The 16,675-nt window shown below is 65.8% G+C and carries 17 protein-coding genes; 4 read left to right on the top strand and 13 right to left on the bottom strand.

The window, feature by feature from the left end; genetic code table 11:
- Window positions 1-74: 74 nt before the first annotated feature.
- Window positions 75-482: a GlcG/HbpS family heme-binding protein gene (locus tag AC3WQM_RS19745; protein ID WP_056583078.1), complete on the top strand. Its 408-nt coding sequence runs from the start codon at window positions 75-77 to the stop codon at window positions 480-482.
- 184 nt (window positions 483-666) lie between these two features.
- Here AC3WQM_RS19745 and hemP read toward each other — a convergent pair whose 3' ends face one another.
- From hemP to bfr, 13 genes are all read right to left on the bottom strand, one after another.
- On the bottom strand, window positions 667-879 hold the full coding sequence (gene hemP / locus AC3WQM_RS19740) for a hemin uptake protein HemP (protein WP_099796208.1): 213 nt from the start codon (window positions 877-879) through the stop codon (window positions 667-669).
- Window positions 880-982: 103 nt separating this feature from the next.
- On the bottom strand, window positions 983-1,396 hold the full coding sequence (locus tag AC3WQM_RS19735; RefSeq protein WP_056583083.1) for an ExbD/TolR family protein: 414 nt from the start codon (window positions 1,394-1,396) through the stop codon (window positions 983-985).
- Between the two features lie 8 nt (window positions 1,397-1,404).
- Window positions 1,405-2,121, bottom strand: coding sequence for a MotA/TolQ/ExbB proton channel family protein (locus tag AC3WQM_RS19730; RefSeq protein WP_099796210.1), 717 nt, complete (start codon window positions 2,119-2,121; stop codon window positions 1,405-1,407).
- Window positions 2,122-2,143: 22 nt separating this feature from the next.
- Window positions 2,144-2,833: an energy transducer TonB gene (locus AC3WQM_RS19725; protein WP_489057664.1), complete on the bottom strand. Its 690-nt coding sequence runs from the start codon at window positions 2,831-2,833 to the stop codon at window positions 2,144-2,146.
- A gap of 104 nt (window positions 2,834-2,937) precedes the next feature.
- A complete protein-coding gene (locus AC3WQM_RS19720) occupies window positions 2,938-3,210 on the bottom strand; it encodes a (2Fe-2S)-binding protein (protein ID WP_062473051.1) in 273 nt (90 codons plus the stop codon).
- A gap of 111 nt (window positions 3,211-3,321) precedes the next feature.
- Entirely contained in the window at window positions 3,322-4,002 is a 681-nt protein-coding gene (locus AC3WQM_RS19715; RefSeq protein ID WP_489057432.1) for a Fe2+-dependent dioxygenase, read from the bottom strand.
- Between the two features lie 98 nt (window positions 4,003-4,100).
- Entirely contained in the window at window positions 4,101-6,479 is a 2,379-nt protein-coding gene (locus AC3WQM_RS19710) for a catecholate siderophore receptor Fiu (RefSeq protein WP_492681042.1), read from the bottom strand.
- Window positions 6,480-6,715: 236 nt separating this feature from the next.
- Window positions 6,716-8,080 carry a sulfite reductase subunit alpha gene (locus tag AC3WQM_RS19705; RefSeq protein ID WP_492681040.1) on the bottom strand — a complete coding sequence of 455 codons (1,365 nt, stop codon included), beginning with the start codon at window positions 8,078-8,080 and terminating at the stop codon, window positions 6,716-6,718.
- Complete coding sequence (locus AC3WQM_RS19700) at window positions 8,077-9,087, bottom strand: FAD:protein FMN transferase (protein ID WP_492681038.1); 1,011 nt, start codon at window positions 9,085-9,087, stop codon at window positions 8,077-8,079. Before AC3WQM_RS19700 ends, AC3WQM_RS19705 begins: the two co-directional genes overlap by 4 nt.
- A gap of 14 nt (window positions 9,088-9,101) precedes the next feature.
- The gene (locus AC3WQM_RS19695; RefSeq protein ID WP_492681036.1) at window positions 9,102-9,911 is read right to left on the bottom strand and encodes a DUF4198 domain-containing protein; all 810 of its coding nucleotides are present in this window, start codon (window positions 9,909-9,911) and stop codon (window positions 9,102-9,104) included.
- Window positions 9,912-9,952: 41 nt separating this feature from the next.
- Complete coding sequence (locus AC3WQM_RS19690; RefSeq protein WP_174543631.1) at window positions 9,953-10,453, bottom strand: DUF2271 domain-containing protein; 501 nt, start codon at window positions 10,451-10,453, stop codon at window positions 9,953-9,955.
- A gap of 98 nt (window positions 10,454-10,551) precedes the next feature.
- Window positions 10,552-11,199, bottom strand: coding sequence for a PepSY-associated TM helix domain-containing protein (locus tag AC3WQM_RS19685; RefSeq protein ID WP_062473039.1), 648 nt, complete (start codon window positions 11,197-11,199; stop codon window positions 10,552-10,554).
- Window positions 11,200-11,320: 121 nt separating this feature from the next.
- Window positions 11,321-11,797: a bacterioferritin gene (gene bfr / locus AC3WQM_RS19680; protein ID WP_062473038.1), complete on the bottom strand. Its 477-nt coding sequence runs from the start codon at window positions 11,795-11,797 to the stop codon at window positions 11,321-11,323.
- A gap of 259 nt (window positions 11,798-12,056) precedes the next feature.
- On the opposite strand from bfr, the gene ahpC reads away from it, so the two are divergent.
- From ahpC to AC3WQM_RS19665, 3 genes are all read left to right on the top strand, one after another.
- Window positions 12,057-12,620 (top strand): alkyl hydroperoxide reductase subunit C, encoded by a 564-nt coding sequence (gene ahpC, locus AC3WQM_RS19675; RefSeq protein ID WP_062473036.1) that lies wholly within the window; start codon window positions 12,057-12,059, stop codon window positions 12,618-12,620.
- Between the two features lie 88 nt (window positions 12,621-12,708).
- Entirely contained in the window at window positions 12,709-14,265 is a 1,557-nt protein-coding gene (gene ahpF, locus AC3WQM_RS19670) for an alkyl hydroperoxide reductase subunit F (protein ID WP_062473035.1), read from the top strand.
- Window positions 14,266-14,424: 159 nt separating this feature from the next.
- Entirely contained in the window at window positions 14,425-16,641 is a 2,217-nt protein-coding gene (locus tag AC3WQM_RS19665; RefSeq protein ID WP_492681034.1) for a TonB-dependent hemoglobin/transferrin/lactoferrin family receptor, read from the top strand.
- The last annotated feature ends 34 nt before the right edge of the window (window positions 16,642-16,675 follow it).

The raw sequence follows: 16,675 nt of genomic DNA, 5'->3' as shown, positions 1-16,675 counted from the left end.
TTCTTAAGCCCCCGCGGGACGCTGCGGCGCCCCGCCGTTATGCTGTCGGGTTTCGACGCAACCTGAGCTTATTCATGAAGACCAAATCATTCCTCGAACTCGCCGACGTCAAGGCCATCGCCGCTGCAGCGGAAGCCGAGGCCCTGAAGAACAACTGGGCCGTGACCATCGCCATCTCGGACGACGCCGGCAACCTGCTCTGGCTGCAGCGCCTGGACGGCGCCGCCGCGCTGTCCTCGCACATCGCTCCCGCCAAGGCGCACACCGCCGCCATGGGCCGCCGCGAGAGCAAGGTCTATGAAGACATCATCAACGGCGGCCGCACCGCGTTCCTGACGGCGCCCCTGGTGGAAGGCCTGCTCGAAGGCGGTGTGCCGATCGTGAAGGACGGCCACGTTATCGGCGCAGTCGGCGTGAGCGGCGTGAAGTCGAACGAAGATGCACAGATCGCCAAGGCCGGTATTGCCGCGCTCGGCCTGTAAGCCTTTTCATTTCGCCCAAAGCAAAACGCCGACCATCTGGTCGGCGTTTTCTTTTTTGGGGCTTCAGCGTGAAAAAAAGCTTGGCTAGTCGGCGAACCGTTGGCTAGCAAAAAACGACCCTTCGGAGATGAATCTCCTTGAGTCGCCCCACGATGAAACTTGCGCGAGGGGCGGGCTGAGCGACCTACTTGGTCAGGATCAGCTTGCCGAGTTTGGTGGCCTGAAGCCGGTAGAGCGAGCCGTTGTGCATGATGCCCACGGTCTTGCTTCCTTTCAGAAGCTCCGTGCTTTCGACCATCGGCGCCGGACGCGCCACCTGGATCGATGCATGACCGCCACCCGATTGGTCGAGCGAAGGGTGGTTCAGGACAGAAAAGGCATTCGGGGTGGCTGGCATCTGGAGTTCCTTTATGGAAGCGATGAGTGAATGATAATGATTCTCAATAAAAAGTCAATCGTCGCGATCAACTTTTTTTCGATCATTTCTTCACCCGTTCAGATCACTTCGTGTCGGGCTCCGTGATGAAGCCGATCTTGCGCACGCCGGCCTCACGCGCCTCGGCCATGGCCTTGGCCACGCGCTCGTAGCGCACGGCCTTGTCGCCGCGGATGTGCAGCTCGGGCTGCGGTTCCTTGGCGGCTTCGGCGGCCAGGCGGTTCGGCAGTTGGCTGTCGTCGATCTTCTCTTCGTTCCAGTAATAGGAACCGTCGGCCGTGACGCTGAACAGGATGTTCTGCGGCTTGGGCTGCTCGGGCTCGCTGCTGGCGCGGGGCAGGTCGATGTTGACCGCGTGCTTCATGACCGGCACGGTGATGATGAAGATGATCAGGAGCACCAGCATGACGTCGACCAGCGGCGTCATGTTGATCTCGTTCATCACCTCATCGGGTTCGTCTTGGGTTCCGAAAGCCATGATGCTGCTCAGCCCTTCTTGAGCGGAACCACGATCGCTTCATTGCCGCCGCTTTGCACGCGGGCGCCGGTCACGAAGTAGGCGTGCAGGTCGTGGGCGAAGCTGTTGAGCTTGGTCAGCACGAACTTGTTGCCGCGCACCAGGGCGTTGTAGCCCAGCACCGCGGGAATGGCGACCGCCAGGCCCAGGGCCGTCATGATCAGCGCTTCGCCGATCGGGCCGGCCACCTTGTCGATGGTTGCCTGGCCGGCCGAGCCGATGCTCATCAGCGCGTGATAGATGCCCCAGACGGTGCCGAACAGGCCGATGAACGGCGCCGTCGAACCCACCGAAGCCAGGATGGCCAGGCCGGTCTGCAGGCGGGCCGTGAAGGCGTCGATGCCGTTGCGCAGGGCGCGCGTGATCCAGTCGCTCACGTCGAGCGCGTCATGCAGGTGCGCCTTGGTGTTGCGGTGGTGGGCAGCGGCCTCGCGGCCCTCGAGTGCCAGGGCGCGGAAGGGGTTGCCGTCGCCGGTGCCCAGCTTGTTCAGGGCGGTGGCGAAGTCTTCGCTGTGCCAGAAGTCCTGCGAATGCTTGGCAAAGCGCTTGTAGCGGATGACGTCGAGCGCCTTCACGATGATCACGATCCACGATGCGAGGGACATGCCGATCAACAGAATCGCGACAGCCTTGGTGACGAAGTCGCCCTGATTCCAGACGTTCATCAAGCCAAAATGGGAATCCATACGAAGTTGCTCCAGAGAAAAATTAGTTCAGGACGTAGTTGACGGGGGCGTCGTAAGACATGGCCTGCACCACGCCGTTGACCTTGCCGGGCACGAACCGGCATTTCATGATGTATTCGACGGCCGCCTCGTCGAGGCGGTCGAAGCCGCTGGATTTCTTGACCTCGGCACTCTTGGGCAGGCCGTCGGCGCCCACGAGCACGCGCACGATCACCTTGCCCTGCTCGCCGAGCCGCTTGCTCATGGCGGGGTAGACCGCCTTCGGGTTCTGCAAATAGTCGGCATTGCTCGACGGCAGCTGCACGGCGGGCGGCGCCGGGGGCGACGGCGGCGGTGCGGGAGGGGCTGGCGGCGCGGGCGGTGCCGGTGGAGCGGGCGGGGGCGGCGGCTCGGTGGTGCCGGAGGGCGCATTCGGCGCAGGCGTCGGCTTGGGTTCGCGGATGGCCTGCGGGCGCGGCGGCGGCGGCGCCTTGCTCACCTTGGGTTGCGGCGGCGGAGGAGGCGGGGGCGGCGGATCGGCCTTGGGCTTCGGCGGTTCGACGAACTGGCTCAGGATCTCGACGGGAATCACCACTTCGGCGGCCCGGCGCAGCAGGCCGCTTTGCAGCGCCCACAGCGCGGCGCCGTGAAAGAGGATCACACCGCCGGCAATGACGACAGTGCGCGACAGGCCGAGAAAGGAGGGAGGGGGGGCAAAGCGGTCAGACACGATCAACCATTCGAATGCGGGCACTACAAATCGTGCCCCGATTGCAGCAAAACCGCTACAGAGACGCTACTTGCGAAAAATCCACCAGACAGAGCCGGCGACGAGGATCAGGCTGCCGCCGAGAGCCGAGACGAGTTCCATGCTTTGCTTTCCTTGATGGAGTTGGCAAGCTGGATCGCTCTCGGCGCCGATTCGCAGTTCAGGGCGGCGACCGGGTGAGAGACACTGCACTGCGCCACGATGTCGCGGGCACAACCTTCACACTGGCCACACTGGGTGGCCACGCCGAGTTCGAACTGGACTTCGTCGAAAGTCATGCCCGCGCGCACATGGCGTGCGATTTCACGGTCAGAGACTCGGCGGCAGACGCAAACGATCATGGCAGTGAAAGCGGCAGTTGGCTGGCTGTTGGATGTGACTCATTATAAATAAGAATCCATCGCATTTGCAATCACTATGACCGACATGCCACCGGACTTTGCAAGCCGGTGTTACACCTCGGCCCAGAGGCGCAGCAGGTTGTGATAGTGGCCGGTGAGCGCCACGGTTTCCTCGCATTCGCCCAGGCGGGCGCGCAGTTTCTGGATCGTCTGGTCGAGTTCGAACAGCATGCCGCGCTGGGCGTCGCTGCGCACCATGCTCTGCAGCCAGAAGAACGAGCACACCCGCGCCCCGCGCGTGACCGGGTGCACGCGGTGCAGGCTGCTCGCCGGGTAAAGGATCAGGTCGCCGGCCGGCAGCTTGACCTCGTGGGAGCCGTAGGTGTCGATCACTTCCAGCTCGCCGCCTTCGTAGTCTTCCGGCTCGCTCAAGAAGAGGGTGCACGACAGGTCGGTGCGCAGCTGCTGGCTGCTGCCCGGCACCGCGCGCACCGAGCCGTCGACGTGCACGCCATAGTGCTCGCCGCCCTCGTAGCGGTTGAACAGCGGCGGCACGAAACGCGCCGGCAGCGCCGCCGAAAAGAACAGCGCGTGGCGCGACAGCGCGGCCAGGATGGTCGCGCCGAGTTCGCGCGAGACGGGAGAAGACTCCGGCAACTGGCGGTTGCGTTTGACCTGCGCGCCTTGGTCTCCCACGGTTTCGCGGCCATCGACCCACTGGGTGGCGTCGAGCGCGGCGCGCATCTCGCGCACCTGGTCGGGACTGAGCACGTCGGGCACATGCAGCATCATTTCGGTGAACTCCACAAGAAAAAAGCCCCGGCGCAGGCCGGGGCTCGAGTTTCGCACTGCGTCGCCCGCCCGTGCCGGGGGTGACGCAGCCGTCGGGATCAGAACGCGAAGTTCGCGGTGATCTTGGCCGAGCGCGGCGTGCCCGGCGTGTAGCGGTAGCCGCTCTTGTTGATGGCGGCCGCGTACTGCTTGTCGAACACATTGGCGATGTTCAGCTGGATGTCGACGTTCTTGTTGATGCGGTACGACGCCATGGCATCGAACACCCAGTAGGCGTCGATGTACGCCGGCGTGCCCACGGCGCCGTCGGTGCCGCGGTGCAGCTTGCCGTTGTAGCGCGCGCCGCCGCCGACCGTCAGGCCGAACGGGAACTGGTAGGTGGTCCAGGCCGTGAACGAGTTCTTCGGCGTGTAGGTCAGCACGTTGGTGCCGTCGGCGGTGACGTTGGGACCGCTTTGCACCTTGGTGTCCATCGTCGTGAAGCCGGCGCTCATGCCCCAGCGTTCCGTGATGGTGCCCGCCACGCCCAGTTCGATGCCCTGCACGCGCTTCTTGCCGCTCTGGTAGTACAGCGCGGTGTTGGTCGGGTCCTGCACGACTTCGTTGCTCACGTCGGTGCGGTAGACCGCGCCGGTCAGCGACAGCTTGTCGTCCAGCACGTCCCACTTCGTGCCCACTTCGAAGGTCTTGGCCTTTTGCGGCAGGAAGTCGGTGCGCGCCGCGCTGCTGCCCGTGCCGGCGGCCGACAGCGAGAAGTTCGCGCCGCCCGGGGGCTGGGCCGAGGTGCCGTAGGCCGCATAGATGCTGCCGTTCTTCGCGGGCTTGTAGACCACGCCGATCTTGCCGGTGAACAGGTTGTCGGAGAGCTTGAGCGACGAGGGCACCAGCGTGCCGACCGGCAGGCCGGGGTTGGTCGCTGCGGTCGACAGCGTCGCGCTCTGGAACGAGGTGCTGTAGTGGTCGAAGCGCAGGCCGCCGGTGATCTGCCATTGCTCGTTGAGCTTGATGGTGTCGAAGGCGTACAGGCCGACCGTGTTGGTCACGCCCTTGCTGTCGGCGCCGCTGAGCATGCGGTTGTAGCCGTTCACGTACGGGTTCGGCGCGTACAGGTTGGCCACCGGCCAGGCGCCGTTCTGCACGACCTTGCCGTTGAACGTCGCGCCGGGGCTGAAGTAGCCCAGGCTCGACTGCTCTTCACGGATCAGTTCGACGCCCGCGCTGAGCGAGTGGCTCAGGCTGCCGGTGTTGAACTTGGCGGTCACGTTCGTCTGGTTGACGAAGATCGTGTTTTCCTGGTTCTTGTTGGTCGGCGAGTTGCGCGTGACCGTCCACGACGCGGGAAGGCCCGGGATCGGCGTGTCCAGGAAGGCGGCGCCCGCAGCCGGCGGCCGGCCGGTCGCGGCGAGGCCTGCGAGCATGAACGACGTCAGCATGTAGTCCTGCTTCGTCTTGCCGTAGCGGGTGGTGTTGCGCAGCGTGACGTCGGGCGTGAAGTCGTGCTCCACGCGCGCGGTGAACATGTCGGCCGTCACCTTGTTGAAGTCGTACGCGGTGCCGTAGAAGTTCTTTGGATTGACCGGTGCCGCGTAGTTCAGGAAGCTGCGGCGACGCGCACCGAGGGCGACCGGATCGGGGTTCGAGTAGCTGGGCAGGCCGATGGTCGGCACGCCGCCGTCGGGCACGTTGTCCTGGTCGACGTGCAGGTAGTCGAAGTAAAAGCGCGTGGGCGAGTTCAGCCCGAGCGCGATCGACGGTGCGATGGCTGTGCGCTTGTTCTTGACGAAGTCGCGGCCGGGCACGCCGGAGTCTTCCATCGCTGCATTCAGGCGGAAGGCCGCGCCGATGCCGTTGGCGCCGCTGAGCGACTTGTTCCAGTCGATGCTGCCGCGCTTGTAGTCGGCGCTGCCGAAACCGAGCGAGCCCAGGAAGCTGTCTTCGAGCTTCGGCTTCTTGGTGACGAGGTTGATGTAGCCGGTGGGCGAGGTGCGGCCCACGTCGGTGCCCGACGGGCCCTTCACGACTTCGACCTGCTCGATGTTGAACATGTCGCGCGAGACCGAGCCCAGGTCGCGGATGCCGTCTACGAAGATGCTGCTGGAGCTGTCGAAGCCGCGCATGAACACGGCGTCGCCGGTGTTCGTGTTGCCGTTCTCGCCCAGGAAGAAGGTGCCGACGCCGGCGGTGTTGCGCAGCGCTTCGGTGAGTGTGGTCGCGCCCTGTTCGCGAATGATCTGTTCCTTGATCACCTGGATGGTCTGCGGCGTGTTCACCAGCGGGGCCGTGAACTTCGGGTTGGCCGAGGTGTCGGTCTTGTAGTCGGCGGCGCTCGAGTCCTGCACGCGGACTTCAGGCAGGGCCCGCCCGGTCTGGGCAAAGGCGGCGGGGGCTGCGATGGCCAGCAGCGTGGCTGCGGCGGCACCCGAAAGATGAGGAACGGCGCGTGCGACGGCGTGCTTGCGGCTCTTGATATAGGCCATGTTGTTTTCTCCGGAAAGGGCGGGCGGACAGAGCTCGGCTGGCTGGGTCCGCGTGGCGCGCTCTCCAGGGAGAAAAGGGCGGCAAGACTGGCTGGGTGAGCTGATCTGCGAAGGGTTTGCAAATCGATTCAAATGATATTGGTTCTCAATATCAAGGCGCTCAACTGTCCACTTTTAACCCGAAAGTTTCTCTTTTTCCGTTGCCAGGACGCAACTGACGAGGCCGTGCCGGCCCGTCAGTAGACGTCGCGGCGGTAGCGTCCGCTGGCCGAGAGTTCGGCCCACAGCGTATCGCCGGCGATCTGCCGCAGCGCCGCGTCCACGCCCGATGCCATGCCCTGCAGGCTGCCGCAGACATAGACCGCGGCGCCATCGCGCAGCCAGGCCTGCAACGTGTCGGCCAGCTGCAGCAGGCGGTGCTGCACGTAGAAGCGCTCGGCCTGGTCGCGCGAGAACACCATGTCGAGCCGGGCGAGCGTGCCGTCGGCCTGCCAGGCCTCGATTTCCTTGCGGCAGAGGAAGTCGTGGGCGGACTGGCGCTCACCGAACACCAGCCAGTTGTCCTTGCGGCCGACGGCGGCGCGCGCGCGCAGGTGGGCGCGCAGGCCCGCCAGGCCGGTGCCGTTGCCGATCAGGATCAGCGGACGGTTCTCGTTGCCCTCGAGCCGGAAACCGCGGTGCGGTCGCAGGCGCAGCGCGACGGTGTCGCCGACCGAGAGTGTCGAGGTGAGCAGGCCCGACGCGGCGCCCATCGAGCCGTCAGGGTGCTGTTCCTGCCGCACGAGCAGCTGCAGTTCGCCGTCGGCGGGCAGGGAGGCGATCGAGTAGTCGCGTGGCCGTGCCGGGTCGCTTGCGACGGCGACCTGCACCAGGTCGCCCGACGCCCAGTGCGGCAGGGCGCCGGCTTGCGGCGTGAGGCCGAGATGAAAGACCGGGCCGCCGGTGCTGCCGGCGTTGAGCAGTTCGCGCCGCGTGAGCCGCCAGGGCGCAAAGCTCGCCGGGGCGTCGTCGCCGCCCTCCGGCGCATCGCCCCAGCGGGCGTGCCAATCGGCGAGCGCGGCGGGGTCGCTGTTGTCGACCTCGATGGGATCGAAGTCGCGCACGGCGCCGGCCGTGTGGAGCCACGTGTCGAGCGCGCGGCCGAAGCCACAGAAGTGGGCGTACTGACGGTCGCCCAGCGCCAGCACGGCGTAGCGCAGCGACGGCAGTGCCAGCGGCGCGCCCATCACGCGTTCGGCGAACACGCTGGCGCCGTCGGGTGCATCGCCCTCGCCGTAAGTGCTGGCCACGAAGAGGGCGCGGCGGGCCGAGGCCAGCGTGGCGCTGTCGAGGGCGTTGAGGGCCATCACGCGCACCGCGGTGCCCGCTGCGCGCAGCCGTCGCGCGGTCTGCCAGGCGATGGTTTCCGCCTGGCCGGTCTGGCTGGCGAACAGCACGAGGGTGGGCGACGCCTCCGCGCCATCACCGGCCGACAGCGCCGCAGCTTCACGGGCTGCAGTGGCGTGCAGCCGCCGCTGACGTGCATAGATGCCCAGGCACAGCGCGGCATAGGCCGCGACCGTCGCGCTGGCCCCCAGCGCACGCCACAGGGTCTCGGTCATGCGCCGGCCTGCGCCTGCCACGCGCGCGTGGCGCGCTCGGAGATCGATCCGTCGTCGGCGCGGGAGATGAACAGGGCCGCGATGTCGCGCTGCTGCGCGAAGGCCAGGCCCTCGTCGGGGCCGAGCACGGTCAGCACGGTGGCGAGCGCATCTGCCTGCATGCACTGCGGGTGCAGCACGGTGACGCTGGCCAGCGGATGCGCCACCGGCTCGCCGTCGCGCGGATCGATGGTGTGCGACCAGCTGCGGCCTTCGATGGCGCGCCGGTGCCAGCGGTCGCCCGAGGTGGCCACCGCCATGTCGGCCAGGGCGATGCGTTGCGGGGTCGGCATCTCGGTGTCGACCTGCACCTGCCACGGCGCACCGCCGGGCCGCCGGCCGATGCCGCGCAGCTCGCCGCCGATTTCGAACAGCAGGTCGGTGAAGCCGAGCGCGCGCAGCGCGTCGACGCCGTGGTCCACCGCGAAGCCCTTGGCGATGCCCGACAGGTCGAGCTGCACGCCGCCGGGTTGCAGCAGCGTGTGATCGGTGGCATCGAATGCCAGCCGTTGCCAGCCGACGTTCGAATGGATCGTGGCCAGTGCGTCGGGCGACGGCAGGGCGTTGTCCTGCGCCGCCGCAGGTCCGAAGCCCCAGCGCGCCACCAATGCGCCCACCGTCGGATCGATCGCGCCGTCGCTGGCCTGTGCCCACGCGAGCGCGCACTGCATCACCTGCGCGAACTCCGCCGGCAGCGCATGGCGCGAACCGGCGGGCGCGGTGTTGAAGCGGCTGATGAGGGAGTCCGGCTCCCAGTGGCTCATCTGGTCGATCACGCGCGCGAGCGCGGCCTCGACCGCCTCGCGCACTTGCGCGAGCGGCAGCATCTGCGGGTTGTTGACGCGCAGCGACCAGGTCGTGCCCATCGTCTGCCCGCCGAGCTGCTGGAGGCTGGCGGGATCGGCGGGGCGGGGGACGGCCGCGTTGGCGTAGCCGCCCGCGCGCCAGGTGCTGAAGGAAAGGCCCAAGGAAAAACGCAGGGTCAGGGCATCACTTCCAGGGTGGCCGCGTAGCTCAGGCGGCGTTCCTTGGCTTGGGGCACGGTGGTCTTGCTGTCCTTGGTGCTGGCGTCGAGCCAGTACATGCCGGCGCTCGGCCAGGTCACGCTGAACTGGCCCTTGTCGTCGGTCTTGAGCTTGATCTCTTCGAGCTTGTCGCGGTACTGCGTGTTGCCGGCGGTCACGGTCACTTCGAGGTCCTTGGCGGGCTTGCCGTCCAGGTGCAGCGTGAAGGTGGCCTTCTCGCCCTTGGCCAGATCGGTCGGGCTGCCGGCGGCAATCAGTTCCAGGCCCTGGCCGATGGGCTTGAGCGCCGAGGGCTTGCCGACGGTCACGAAGGTTTCGATGCGGCCGGCCGATTGGGTGATGGTCACGTCCTGTGCATCGGCCGGGATTTCCTTGGCGATGGTTTCGGCCGTGCCGCGGGCGCGCTTGTTCTGGCCCGTGGCCTTGTCCTTCCAAGCGGCGAACGCGCCGTTGTTGACCACCGCGATGCGGTAGGTGCCCGGCTGGGCGACGCTCACGTCGAACACGTTGCGCAGCTTGAGCTTGGCTTCGGATTCGGGCTTGACCGTGCTGCCGTCGGGCGCGGTGATCTGCAGGCCGTCCAGGCGCAGCGGCGCGTGGTTGGCGACGAACAGGTCGTTCGACACGGCCGCGTCGACGCTCACGGTGTCGGCCTTCGACAGCACGGTGGTCGAGGGCAGCAGCCACGCGTTGTGCGCCTGGGTCACGGAGGCAACGGTCGAAAGGGCGAGGGCGAGGCCGGCGGCGCGCAGGGTGAAGCGGGTCATGGTGGTCCTTGGAATGAGAGAGGGGGCGGATCGGTTGGAAGTCAGGGCTTGAGTTCGAGCTTGATCTCGCCGAGCTCTTCCTTGCCGGCGGCCACCGGTTGCGCGGCGGCGGTGGGTGGCCACTGGAACGGGATGGTCACGACCTCGCGGCCGCCGACTTCACGGGCGGCTTCCACCACCAGCTTGTAGGCGCCGGGCGCGAGCTTGGGCATCGCGCCCGAGCCTTCGGTGAAGCTCAGCTGGTGCTTGCCGGCAGGCTTGGAGGCGCCGGTCACGCCGTCGACCGGCACCGCCAGTTCGCGGCCGCCGCGGCGCCACCACTGGCGCATGTCCTTGAGCCACTTGGTGCCTTCGCCCTCGGGGTTGTTGGTCTTGGTGCGCACGTCGTACCAGACGGCCAGCGTGCCGGCCATCGTGCTGTCGGCGCGCTCGATCCAGGTCGCCACGTAGGGACGGTGGTACTCCGACACGTTGAGCCGGGGAATCTCGATGTTGACCGACAGGCCGGCAGCGATGGCCGGGGCCGCGAACAGCGCCGACATGGCGATCGGCGCGAGCGAGTAGCGAAGGTGCACGGGGAAACCTCTTTCTTCCTGAATCAGCAAAGACAACGCACCGGCCGATCCGTCGATTGGACCGGTCAGTGAATGAACAGCAACGCGAGCAGCACCGGCACCACCAGCCCCATGCCCACCATGGGCCAGGTGAAGGGGCGGTTGCCCGCATGCATCTTGAGAATGAACAGCCCGGTGACCGAGAAGACCAGCGTGGCCGCCGCGAAGATGTCGATGAACCAGCTCCAGGCCGTGCCGGTGTTGCGGCCCTTGTGCAGGTCGTTGAAGTAGGAGAGCCAGCCTCGGTCGGTGCGCTCGTATTCGACCTCGCCCTCGGGCAGGCTCAGGCGCAGCCAGGCGTCGCCGCCGGGGCGGGGGAGCGAGAGGTAGATTTCGTCGTCGGACCACTCGGCTTCGCGGCCGGCGGTGTCGATGTCCCATTGCTTGCGCAGCCAGGCCTGCAGTTCGGCGGGCAGCGGGGCCTTGCCCTGCTGGGCCTTGGCGGCCGGCAGCTGCTGTTCGAGGCGGGCGCGCAAGGCGTCGTCGACCGTGCCGTTGTGCGTGGTGACCACCGGCTTGGCCTCGATCTGGCCCGCGTGGTTGAGCGTGAAGCCCGTGACGCTGAACAGGATCATCCCGACGAGACAGATGGCGGAACTGACCCAATGCCACTCGTGGAGGGTCTTGAGCCAATAGGCGCGGCGGCGGTTGTCGGAACGGGCGGGGGCAGTCATCGAAAGCGCGAATTGTAGTCGCGCAGATGAGAATGACTGCTATTCAGTGCGGATAAAGTTAAGTAAAGAGCAATAAAAAACGGGGCCGAAGCCCCGTTTGTTTGCAATGCGGTTGCAGCGTTTACTCGAGCTCGCCCACCTGCAGCTGCAGGTAGTTCTGCAGGCCGACGCGGTCGATCAGGTCGATCTGCGTCTCGAGGAAGTCGATGTGCTCCTCGGTGTCGTCCAGGATCTCTTGCAGCAGGTCGCGCGAGACATAGTCGCGCACCGATTCGCAATGCGCGATGCCGTCCTTGATGGTCGCCTGCGCGCCGGTTTCGGCGCCGAGGTCGCAGCGCAGCAGCTCGGGCACGTCTTCGCCGATGTTCAGCTTGCCCAGGTCCTGCAGGTTGGGCAGGCCGTCGAGCATGAAGATGCGGTCCATGAGCTTGTCGGCGTGCTTCATCTCGCCGATGGATTCTTCGTATTCCTTCTTCGCCAGCTTGTCCAGGCCCCAGTGCTTGAGCATGCGGTAGTGGAGGAAGTACTGGTTGATCGCGGTCAGCTCGTTCTTGAGCTGCGCCTGCAGGTGTTCGATGACTTTGGGGTCGCCCTTCATGATTATTTTCCTTGTTCTGAAAGCGGTGATTGTCGGAGGGGCGAACACGCGCTTGCAAGCAAACCCATGCTGCGCCGGTCTGCATGCGTGTGATGGTGATACACGTTCGTATTGACCTGACGCAAGGCGATGCGCGGCGCGATGGCAAACATAGCGGGTTCCAATACTTTCAATAGTTGATATCTATCAAAAACAATATATTGGTAGTTATACTCATGGCTCGCACTTATTTTTCCAACCGCAGCATCCAAGGAATCACATGTCCCTGATCAACACCGCAGTCCAACCCTTCAAGACCCAGGCCTACCTCAACGGCAAGTTCATCGATGTGTCCGACGAGACGCTCAAGGGCAAGTGGTCTGTGCTGATCTTCATGCCGGCGGCCTTCACCTTCAACTGCCCGACCGAAGTCGAAGACGCGGCCGACCACTACCCCGAGTTCCAGAAGCTGGGTGCCGAGGTCTACATCGTGACCACCGACACGCACTTCTCGCACAAGGTCTGGCACGACACGTCGCCGGCTGTCGGCAAGGCCAAGTTCCCCCTGGTGGGCGACCCGACCCACACGCTGACCAACGCGTTCGGCGTGCACATCCCCGAAGAAGGCCTGGCACTGCGCGGCACCTTCGTGATCAACCCCGACGGCATCATCAAGACCGCCGAAGTGCACTCCAACGAAATCGCCCGCGACGTCAAGGAAACCCTGCGCAAGCTCAAGGCAGCGGTCTACACCGCCGAGCACCCGAACGAAGTCTGCCCGGCCAAGTGGAATGACGGCGACAAGACCATCGCTCCGTCGTTCGACCTCGTCGGCAAGATCTAAGCGCCCCGCGCAAAGCCCGGCGCTCACGAGGCCCCGGGCTTTTTTTGTCCCCAGTTGATAGTTTTCAGATATCGAAAGTGAGTCCCTCATGCTTGACGCCAGCACCAAAGCCCAATTGAAGAGTTACCTCGAGCGCGCCACGCAGCCGATCGAGATCGTTGCCTCGCTCGACGACAGCAAGGCTTCGGGCGAAATGCTGTCGCTGCTGAAGGACGTGGCCGAAGTCTCGCCGCTGGTCACGCTGACCGAAAGCCGCGACGACAACCACCGCAAGCCCTCGTTCTCGGTCAACCGCCCGAGCGAAAACCACGGCCCGCGCTTTGCCGGCCTGCCGATGGGCCATGAATTCACGTCGCTGATCCTTGCGCTGCTGCAGATCGGCGGCTACCCACCCAAGGTCGAGCAGGCCGTGCTCGACCAGATCAAGGCGCTCGACGGCGACTTCGAGTTCGAGATCTACGTCTCGCTCACCTGCCACAACTGCCCCGACGTGGTCCAGGCGCTGAACCTGATGGCCATCCAGAACCCGCGCATCCGCACCACGATGATCGAGGGCGGCACCTTCCAGGACGAAGTCAAGGAACGCCAGATCATGGCCGTGCCGACCGTGTTCCTGAACGGCACCGAGTTCGGCCAGGGCCGCATGAGCCTGGAAGAAATCCTCGCCAAGATCGACACCAGCGGCGTCGAGCGCGAAGCCGCGAAGATCGCCGCCAAGGACGCGTTCGACGTGCTGATCGTCGGCGGTGGGCCCGCCGGTGCCGCAGCCGCCGTGTACGCCGCGCGCAAGGGCATCCGCACGGGCGTCGCCTCGGAGCGCTTCGGCGGCCAGGTGCTCGACACGCTGGGCATCGAGAACTTCATCTCGATCAAGGAAACCGAAGGCCCGAAGTTCGCCCACGCCCTCGAAGAGCATGTGCGCGACTACGACGTCGACATCATGAACCTGCAGCGCGCCAAGGCGCTGGTGCCGGGCAAGGACCTGATCGAGGTGCAGCTCGAAAGCGGCGCATCGCTCAAGAGCAAGACCGTCATCATCTCGACCGGTGCCCGCTGGCGCAACATCAACGTGCCGGGCGAGCACGAGTTCAAGAACAAGGGCGTGGCCTACTGCCCGCACTGCGACGGTCCGCTGTTCAAGGGCAAGCGCGTGGCGGTGATCGGCGGCGGCAACTCGGGTGTCGAAGCCGCCATCGACCTGGCCGGCATCGTCGGCCACGTGACGCTGATCGAGTTCGACACGCAACTGCGTGCCGATGCCGTGCTGCAGCGCAAGCTCAAGAGCCTGAAGAACGTCGACATCTTCACCAACGCGCAAACCACCGAGATCACCGGCGACCAGAAGGTCAACGGCCTGGTCTACAAGGACCGCGCATCGGGCGAACTGAAGAAGGTCGAGCTCGAAGGCGTGTTCATCCAGATCGGCCTGGTGCCCAACACCGACTGGCTCAAGGGCACGGTCGAACTCACGAAGCACGGCGAGATCGTCGTCGATGCGCGCGGCCAGACCTCGGTGCCCGGCGTGTTCGCGGCGGGTGACGTCACCACGGTGCCGTTCAAGCAGATCATCATCGCGGCCGGCGACGGCGCGAAGGCGGCGCTCGGTGCGTTCGATCACCTGATCCGTACGACGGCCCCTGCGTGAGTAAGTCTTAAGTGCCTGAAGTTGTGAAGATGAGAATTATTCTCATACAATAAAAACACGGGCACACCGCTGCCCCTTATTGCCAGCCAGGTCACTCGCGCAGCCTCTGCGCCCCAAGGTCCAGCAAGCAGTTCATCAACTGTTTCCTGGACCTTTTTCGTGGCCGCTCATTTCCCTCGACCGTCTTCCCCTCGACCCGCGCTGCTGCCCTGGCTGATCGCCTCCGCCTTCGGCATGGCCGCCGCCCCCGCGTGGTCCCAGCAACTCGCGGCGCTCGGTGAAGTGGTGGTGAGCGGATCGCGTTCGGAGCAGGCCAGGGACGACCTGCCGCTGAGCATCGAGGTCATCAACCGCCAGGATATCGAGAGCAAGCAGATCCACGACATCCGCGATGCCGTGCGCGACCTGCCCAACGTGTCGGTCAAGCGCTCGCCGGCGCGCTTCGGGTTGGCGCAGGGCAACACAGGGCGCGACAGCAACGCGGGCTTCAACATCCGCGGCCTGGACGGCAACCGCGTGCTGCTGCTGACCGACGGCATCCGCACGCCGCGCAGCTACGTGTTCAGCGCCAATGCGTTCGGGCGCGACTACTTCGACATCAGCCTCGTCGAGCGCATCGAGATCATCAAGGGCCCGGCCTCGGCGCTCTACGGCTCGGACGGCCTGGCCGGGCTGGTCAACTTCATCACCCGCGAGCCCTCGTCCTTCCTGCGCGAGGGCAAGACCTTCGGCGGCAGCGCGAACATCGGCTACAGCGGTGAAGACAACGGCGTGCGCGGCGGCGTCACGCTCGCGGGCAAGGCGAACGACGTGCTCGAATGGCTCGTGTCCGCCAACCTCGGGCGCGCCAGCGAACTCGAGAACCGGGGCTCGCTCAACGTGCCCAACCTCGACCGCACCACGCCCAACCCGCAGCGCGACCAGACCCGCTCGCTGCTGGCCAAGGCCATCCTCACGCCCAACGCCGACCAGCGCCACGCTTTCACCTTCGAGCACGTCGAGAAGCGCAGCCGCTACAACCTGCTGTCGGGCGTCGCCAAGCCGCCGTATGCGTCCACCTCGGTGATCGGTCTCAACGCCAAGACCGACCTCGACCGCGACCGCCTGACCTACGAAGGCCGGTTGCGCCTGAACAGCGTGGTGGCCGACAACCTGCTCGCCGTCGTGAGCTACCAGAAGGCCGGCTCGCGCGAATACATCTACGAAGACCGCTTCACCGCGGCCGACCGCACGCGCGACGTCACCTACGACGAGAACACCTGGCAGTTCGGCCTGCAGGCCGACAAGACGATCCGCATGGGCAGCTGGGCCCAGAAGATCACCTACGGCCTGGACTACACGCGCACCAACGTCGAGAACCTGCAGACCGGCCTTGTGCCGCCGGCCGGCGAGAGCTACCCGCTCAAGCGCTTCCCTGACACGCGCGAAACCTCGAGCGCCTTCTACATCCAGGACGAGTTCATCCACGACCGCTGGAGCATCACGCCCGGCATCCGCTTCGACCGCTTCTCGCTCGACGCGAAGCAGGCGGGCTTCAACGCGCAGGCCGTGTCGCTGTCGGGCTCGGCCGTGTCGCCCAAGCTGGGCGTGCTGTTCCGCGCCACGCCGCAGTTCAGCGTGTACGGCAACTACGCCTCGGGCTTCAAGGCGCCCAACGCGTTCCAGGTGAACAACTTCTTCGAGAACGTGATCTCGGGCTACAAGACGATCCCGAACCCGAACCTCAAGCCCGAGAAGAGCCAGAACATCGAGCTGGGTGTGCGCGGGCGCACCGGCGTCCTGAGCTTCGACGTGGCCGCCTTCACCGGCGACTACAAGGACCTCATCGAGAACGACAAGCTCGTGGGCGGGCGCGGTATTCCGCGCATCGACCCGCTGATCTACCAGACCGTCAACGTCGGGCGCGCGCGCATCAGCGGCTTCGAGATCAAGGGCGAGCTCGACTTCACCGAGAACGGCAACGGTTTCTCCGTGCCCTTCGCCTACGGCCGCACGCAGGGCCGCGACCGCACCAACAACCGGCCGCTCAACTCGATCGATCCGCAGAAGTTCAGCGCCGGACTCAAGTACCAGGCGCCGGCCTGGAGCGTGCGCCTCGATGCGGTCCATCATGGCGCCAAGGAGTGGGAAGACGTCGATCGCAGCGAAGTGACCACGGGCCTGCAGTTCCGCACGCCGGCGGCCACCACGCTGGACATCAGCGCGCAGTGGCGCATCCGCAAGGACCTGCGCCTGAACGCGTCGGTGACCAACCTCACCAACAAGCGTTACTGGATGTGGAGCGATGTGCGCGGCGTGACGACCACCTCGGCCATCCGCGACGCCTACACCCAGCCGGGCCGCAGCTTCAACGTCTCGCTGGTGGCGGACTTCTGAACCGCACCGCCACTTCTCTCACAACAAAGGACAC

Source organism: Variovorax sp. FW301-JW7 (genome assembly GCF_058788795.1).
Note: the sequence above shows the minus strand (reverse complement) of the source record. Positions and strands in the feature narration are given on the sequence as shown.